The organism is Frankia sp. CcCS3 (genome assembly GCF_977927575.1).
On record NZ_CDWRCL010000237.1, the window covers coordinates 1 to 6,270 of the forward strand.

Sequence of the window (6,270 nt, forward strand, 5' to 3'; positions counted from 1 at the left end):
CGTCCCGATAGGTCCGTAGCGCCGGGACGAGGGCCGCCCGCAGCCGGAGGAGCAACGGCCGATCACCGGTCGCTTGCACGGCCCCGGCCAGCCGGGAGACGAACGAGGCCGAGGCCCGCGGATCGGCACGGCGGCTCTCCTGGCTTCCCGCCGCGGCCACCAGCCGGATCCAGGCATCTTCCAGGGATCGGGCCGTCGCGAGATCCACCGGCAGCGGAAGGGCGAGCACGGCCGCGCCGCGCAGGATGGTGTCGATGTGGTCCGCCGCGAACCGGGCGGCCAGCGCCGGGGCCGCGGCGATGGCGTCCAGCAGCACCCCCTGGTAGTCGGTGACGGTCGGTCGGCCCCGGCTCGTGAGCCCGGCTGCGGCGGGGGCGAGCAGGCCGACGTCGTGCGGCGCCGACGGGGCGGCCGCGGCGTCACCCGGCCCCTTACCCGGCCCGCTACCCGGTCGGTCACCCGGCCCGAAGGCCATCCGGCCCAGCCGGTCCAGCAGCGCGCTGTCGAGGCGGGCCGAGGCGAGCAGGGGGGTCAGCAGGACCGTCTCGGCCGTGTCGGTCCTCCCAGCGGTGTTGAACCGGCCGAGCCAGGCGGCGTCGAGAGTTCGCCGGTGGCTGTAGGAGGCCAGGGTGGTGCCGAGGATCCGTTCCGCCTCCCGCCGGTCGAAGCCGAGCGGTTCGGGTGGACGGTGGACCATCGGCCCCCGCGACAGTCCCTCCACCCGGTAGAGCAGCCGCGCGAGCCCGTCGGGTCCCAGCGCGTCGTGAAAGCCCAGGACGAAGTCCGGATCGTTCATCCGGGACCGCAGCACGGTCAGCGCGTCACGCGGGGTGACCATGTCCGAGTTGTTTCCACCCGTTCCACCCATTCTGCCCAGCCCTGATTCGCCTCTGCCCGTTCCGCCTCTGCCCGTTCCGCCCTGGCCTGATCCGTGCCGGCCCGGCCCGTCCCCCCGCAGCGAGTGCGCCAACGCCCGTCCGGCGGCCACGGCCTGCTCGAAGGTGCGGAGCGCCTCGGAGGTACCGGGAATGCCCGGCGCCTCGCGGGGCACCGGCTGCCGAATCGGGGCGGACGTCGGCCTGACCGTGATGCCGATCCCGTCGTCGACGCCCTCGGCGAGGCGCAGCCGGCGCCGCAGCATGGTGACCTCGGCCTCGGCTTCGTCCTCCAGCGCGCCGAGCCGTTCCGCCGGGTCGAGCGGCAGCCCGGCATCCGCCAACGCCGCGGCGAGGGCGCGAGACCAGGAGCGCAGCAGCTCCCCGGCCTCGGTCACGCTGGACACCAGCACACGCATCCGATCGGGGTCGACGAGCACCCGGTCGCTTGGTCCGGGCATGCGCGTCAGCCGACCTTCCGCGGCCCGCCGGGGCCCGCCGATCGGACGGGGGACATCGGCCCGCCGGGGCCTGCCGCAACGAACGCTGTCCCGCGGACCTGCAACGCTGTCTCGCAGGCCTGCACGCACCGATCGAGGGCCATGGCCGCCTCCGCCGCGAGCCGGCCGCATCCGGCGCTGCCAGATCTCGGCCTGACGACCCTCCCAGGCCTCGGCGCCGACCGCCGAGATCCGCTCCAGCGCGGCGGCCACGTCCAGCCGGGCACGCCGGGCCTGGGCCAAGGCGACGGCCACCGTCGCGCGACGTCCCTCGGGCACCGTCATGCGCACACCACCCAGATCGTGATCAGGTTCACCGGTGGCGACGCTAACAGCGGCCCGCCCGCCCGCGCCCGCGCGGCGACGCGACTGTGGATGACGCCGGTGCCGGGCCAGCGCCGGTAACGCCGGTTCAGCGCCGGTAACGCAGGAACAGGACGTCGTCCTCGGCGAGGATCTGGGTCAGGGTGAGCGCGGCCGGTGCCGGCCACGGCTCGCCTTTCATGATCCCGAGCCGGCCCGGCCCGGCCAGTACCGGGGTGATCGTCAGGCACAGCTCGTAGAGGAGGCCCGCCGCGGCGAGCTGGGAGTGCAGCAGCGGACCGCCCTCGGTGAGGATGCGGGTCATTCCCCGTTCCGCCAGGGCCCGGACGGCGAGGTCGGGTTCAACGGCGCTGCCGCCGCAGATCGCGATGTCGGCGACCGCCGCCAGCCGCCGACGCCGGTCGAGGGGTGCGGTCTCGCAGGTCAGTAGCACCGGTCGGATCTCCCCGCTGAACAGCCGGGCACCCGGGTCGAAGCCCGCCGTCGCGGTCACGACCGCGATCGGGGGCACCGCCGCGAGCCCCGCGGCGACGCGCCGCTCCCGCCGTTCGGGCGGGATGACCACCGGCCCGTAGTTCTCCGTCCGGGCGGTCCCGGCACCGACCAGCACCACGTCGCTGAGCCAGCGCAGCAACCGGAAGACCCGCAGGTCGGCCTCCCCGCCCAGGGGGCCCGAGCGGCCGCCCACCTCGGCGGCCCCATCGACCGAGGCCACGAAGTTCGCCCGGATGTAGGGGGTGTGCGCGGCGGACGAGGGGTAGGCGTACGCCTCGTCGAGATCGATGTCCTCGATGTCCTCGACGGCCTCCTCGGCCTTCCTCGCGAGCCCGGCGGCCCCCGCGGAACCGGCGAACGGGGGTGGAACCGGGAAGATGCGCCGCACCGGGCCGACTGTAACGGGCGACGGTGCTGGTCATCCGATCGGCGGCGAACCCAGGTCGGCGGCGAACCCATGCGTTGTGACGTCGGCCGCGATACCGCCGGCCGGGGCGACGGGTACGGGCGTCTCCGTACGCTGGGCGGGTGGCGCAGCGTCTCGTCGATCGCCGGCCGATTGTGCCACCCGGGGACCTGGTCGCGGCGCTTGTCCCGCCGCCCCGGTTCGACGCGGTCCGGTTCGCCGGCTACCTGCCCGATCCGGCCGAGCCGAGCCAGGCCGCCGCGGTCATGGCGCTGTCCGCCTTCGCCGACCGGTTGACCGCCTCCTCCGGGCGGTCCAGCCGTTCAGATCGTTCCAGCCGTTCCGGGCATGCGGGCCGTTCCGGGAAGGGCGGCCTGTTCGGGCTCCTGACCCGGGGGGCGGGGGCGCCGGGTCCGTCCGGAATGCGGCCGGGGGTGTACCTCGACGGCGGCTTCGGTGTCGGCAAGACCCACCTGCTCGCCTCGCTGTGGCACGCCGTGCCCGGCCCGAAGGCGTACGGCACGTTCGTCGAACTGACCTCCCTGGTCGGCGCGTTGGGATTCGCCGCGACCGCGCAGGCTCTCGCGGGCCTGCGCCTGGTCGCGATCGACGAGTTCGAGCTCGACGATCCCGGCGACACGGTGCTGGTGTCCAGCCTGCTGACCCGGCTCGTCGAGGCCGGTGTCCACCTGGCCGCGACGAGCAACACCCAGCCGGAGGACCTCGGTGCCGGTCGGTTCGCCGCCGCCGACTTCCGCCGTGAGATCCAGGGTCTGGCGGCCAGGTTCGACATCCTCCGGGTGGACGGGGAGGACTACCGGCACCGGGGTCTTCCGGCCGCGCCCCCGCCGTGTACTGACGATGAGGTCGGCGCGCGGGCGGCTGCCGAGGAGGGGGCGACCGAGGACGGATTCGCCGCGCTGTGCGAGCATCTCGCCGGACTGCACCCCTCCCGGTACGGCGCGCTCGTGGCCGGGGTCACCCTGGTCTGCCTGCACCGGGTCGCGCCGGTCGAGGATCAGGCGGTGGCGTTGCGGGTCGTGGTCCTCGCCGACCGGCTCTACGACCGGTCGGTCCCGGTCGTGGCCTCCGGCGTGCCCTTCGGGGAGCTGTTCGGAGCGGAGCTGCTCGCCGGGCCGCACCGCAAGAAGTACCAGCGGGCCATGTCCCGGCTGAGCGCGCTGGCCCGGGACGCCGCGGCGGGGAACGGCACCGCGGGCCGCGTCGCCAGGATGCTGCCCGGCTGACGCACCAGGCCGGGCGCGCGGCCCGAACGTGCGGCCGCCGCACCCGAGTGGGGTGTCGGAGCCGGCGGTCCGGACGCCGGACCTGCCGGAGTATCTGTTCGCCGTTCCGGGCGTGGGTGACCCGCTGGCGGTCGTGCCGGGGCCTGCGACCATGGGTGCATGGGAACCTACGTCGTGCTGCTCGTCATGGTGTTGTTGGTGGGGCTGGCGGTGCTGGGCGGGCTCTATTTCGTGCTGTCCAGGGACCACACCCGGCGCTGACGGCTGGTGCGCGGATGGCTGGTGCGCTCGGTGCGCTGACGGGTCAGCCGGCGGTCGGCTCGGCTGGGGGGAGCAGGCGGATGATCACGACCGACTCGCCGTCGAGTTCCACCCGTCCCGGCATGTAGGTGAACCCGTGGGCGGATGCGGCCGGGGCGTCGAACGGGACGCCGTCGAGGGGGACGGCCTGTCGTTCGGCGGCCAGGTTCACGACGATCGCCACGTCGCCGCGACGGACCACCAGCCAGCGGGCCTCCTCGTCGAAGGTGCACGCGACCGAGGACCACGCCGGGTCGGTCAGCGCCGGCAGCCGGCGACGCAGCGCGATCAGCCGGCGGTGCCAGTCCAGCAGGTCGGAGTGACCCTCCCAGCCCGGTTCGGACCAGTCGAGTTTCGACTGCTGGAAGGTCGCCGGGTCCTGGGGATCGGGAACGTCCTGCGGCTCCCAGCCGTGGGCGGCGAACTCGGCGCGCCGGCCCTCCCGCACCGCGTCCCCCAGCCCGGGGGCGGTGTGGTCGGTGAAGTACTGCCAGGGGGTGCGGGCACCCCACTCCTCGCCCATGAACAGCATCGGGGTGACCGCCGAGGTGAGCAGCAGGGCCGCACCGATCCGGAGCAGGCCGTCGCTGAGCGTGGCAGACGCCCGGTCGCCGGCGGCCCGGTTGCCGATCTGGTCGTGGTTCTGCAGGAAGGTGACGAGCCGGTAGGCGGGCGTGGTCGGGGGGATCGGCCGGCCGTGGGAGCGCCCGCGGAACGTCGAGTAGCCGCCGTCGTGGACGAATCCACTGGTCAGCGCGTGGGCGAGGGTCGAGATCGAACCGAAGTCCCCGTAGTACCCCTGCCGTTCGCCGGACAGGGTTGCCCACAGCGCGTGATGGATGTCGTCGCACCACTGCCCGTCCAGGCCGTACCCGCCGGCCTCGGGTGCGGCGACCAGCTTCGGGTCGTTGAGGTCCGACTCGGCGACGGCGAACAGCGGGCGGCGCAGCTGGGCGCCGAGCCGGTGGACCGCCTCGGCGATCTCCTCCAGCAGGTGCAGGGCCCGGCTGTCCTGAAAGGCGTGGACGGCGTCGAGACGCAGCCCGTCGCAGTGGTAGTCGCGCAGCCAGGACAGGGCGCTGTCGATGATGAACGCGCGGACCTCGTCGGAGCCGGGGGCGTCGAGGTTGACCGCGGGGCCCCACGGAGTGCTGTAGCGGTCGGTGAAGTAGGGGCCGAAGCGGCCGAGGTAGTTGCCGTCCGGGCCGAGATGGTTGTAGACGACATCCATGATCACGCCGAGGCCGCGAGCGTGCGCGGCGTCGACGAAGCGCTTGAGCCCGTCCGGGCCGCCGTAGGGTTCGTGCACCGCGTACAGACCGACGCCGTCGTAGCCCCAGCCGTGCCGGCCCGGGAAGGCGTTGACCGGCAGCAGTTCGACGGCGTCGATGCCGAGTTCGACGAGATGGTCGAGCTTGCCGATGGCCGCGTCGAAGGTGCCCTCCGGGGTGAACGTCCCGACGTGCAGCTCGTAGAGCACGCTGCCGGCCAGCGCGATGCCCCGCCAGGTCCCGTCGGTCCAGGGGAAGGCCGAGTGGTCAACCAGCCGCGACCGGCCGTGAACCCCCAGCGGCCCCGGTTGCCGGGCCGATCGGGGGTCGGGCAGCTCCTCGCTGCCGCCGTCGAGCAGGAAGGCGTAGTCCGTGCCATGCTTCGCGGACGGGACGTTGACCCACCACCACCCCCGTTTCCCGGCGGTCATCTCGTGCGTCGAGTCGCCGGCGGAGCCCGCCACGACCAGGCTGACCGTCTTCGCCTCAGGGGCCCACAGCCGGAGGGTGCTCATCGGTCTTGTCTACCTGTCAGAGCCGTCGGACACGCCGTGACGGCGACAATGGTGACGACATCGGTCCCCGGCCGAAGGCGCCCGGCTGCCCGGCATGCCGAGCCGGATGGCACCGAGATGGCAGCGAGGTAGTCCGACCGGAGGGAGGGCAACCGCCGTGCGATGCCTCCGTATCTTGATCGGATGGCACCGTTATGCCATGATTTCGCCGTCGTGATGTTCGACCGGAGGTTCGCTGCAGTCCCGCCCCTCCGCCGGGCCTACGACACGCCGTCCCACCTGCGCGTTGATTTTCGGGTCCTCATCGCCCCTACGAGGGATCGCAACAGCTCTACAG

The 6,270-nt window shown here is 73.5% G+C and carries 3 protein-coding genes and 1 pseudogene; 1 reads left to right on the plus strand and 3 read right to left on the minus strand.

Features of this window, described 5'->3' with window-relative positions; translation table 11 throughout:
* Both AC08OQ_RS16825 and AC08OQ_RS16830 read right to left on the minus strand, forming a co-directional pair.
* Positions 1–1,660 (minus strand): annotated as a pseudogene (locus AC08OQ_RS16825) (hypothetical protein); the annotation flags it as partial.
* A gap of 127 nt (positions 1,661–1,787) precedes the next feature.
* On the minus strand, positions 1,788–2,582 hold the full coding sequence (locus AC08OQ_RS16830) for a pyrimidine reductase family protein (RefSeq protein ID WP_462188058.1): 795 nt from the start codon (positions 2,580–2,582) through the stop codon (positions 1,788–1,790).
* Positions 2,583–2,722: 140 nt separating this feature from the next.
* Here AC08OQ_RS16830 and zapE point away from each other — a divergent pair, with 140 nt between their 5' ends.
* A complete protein-coding gene (gene zapE, locus AC08OQ_RS16835) occupies positions 2,723–3,847 on the plus strand; it encodes a cell division protein ZapE (protein WP_476600946.1) in 1,125 nt (374 codons plus the stop codon).
* Positions 3,848–4,151: 304 nt separating this feature from the next.
* Here the strand turns inward: zapE and treZ are convergent, their stop codons facing one another.
* Positions 4,152–5,933, minus strand: a complete 1,782-nt coding sequence (treZ, locus tag AC08OQ_RS16840) for a malto-oligosyltrehalose trehalohydrolase (RefSeq protein ID WP_476600944.1) — start codon at positions 5,931–5,933, stop codon at positions 4,152–4,154.
* Between the last annotated feature and the right edge of the window lie 337 nt (positions 5,934–6,270).

Excerpts from the sequence above, each read along its gene's own strand:
- treZ (WP_476600944.1), bottom strand. The coding sequence starts at position 5,933 with ATGAGCACCCTCCGGCTGTGGGCCCCTGAGGCGAAGACGGTCAGCCTG.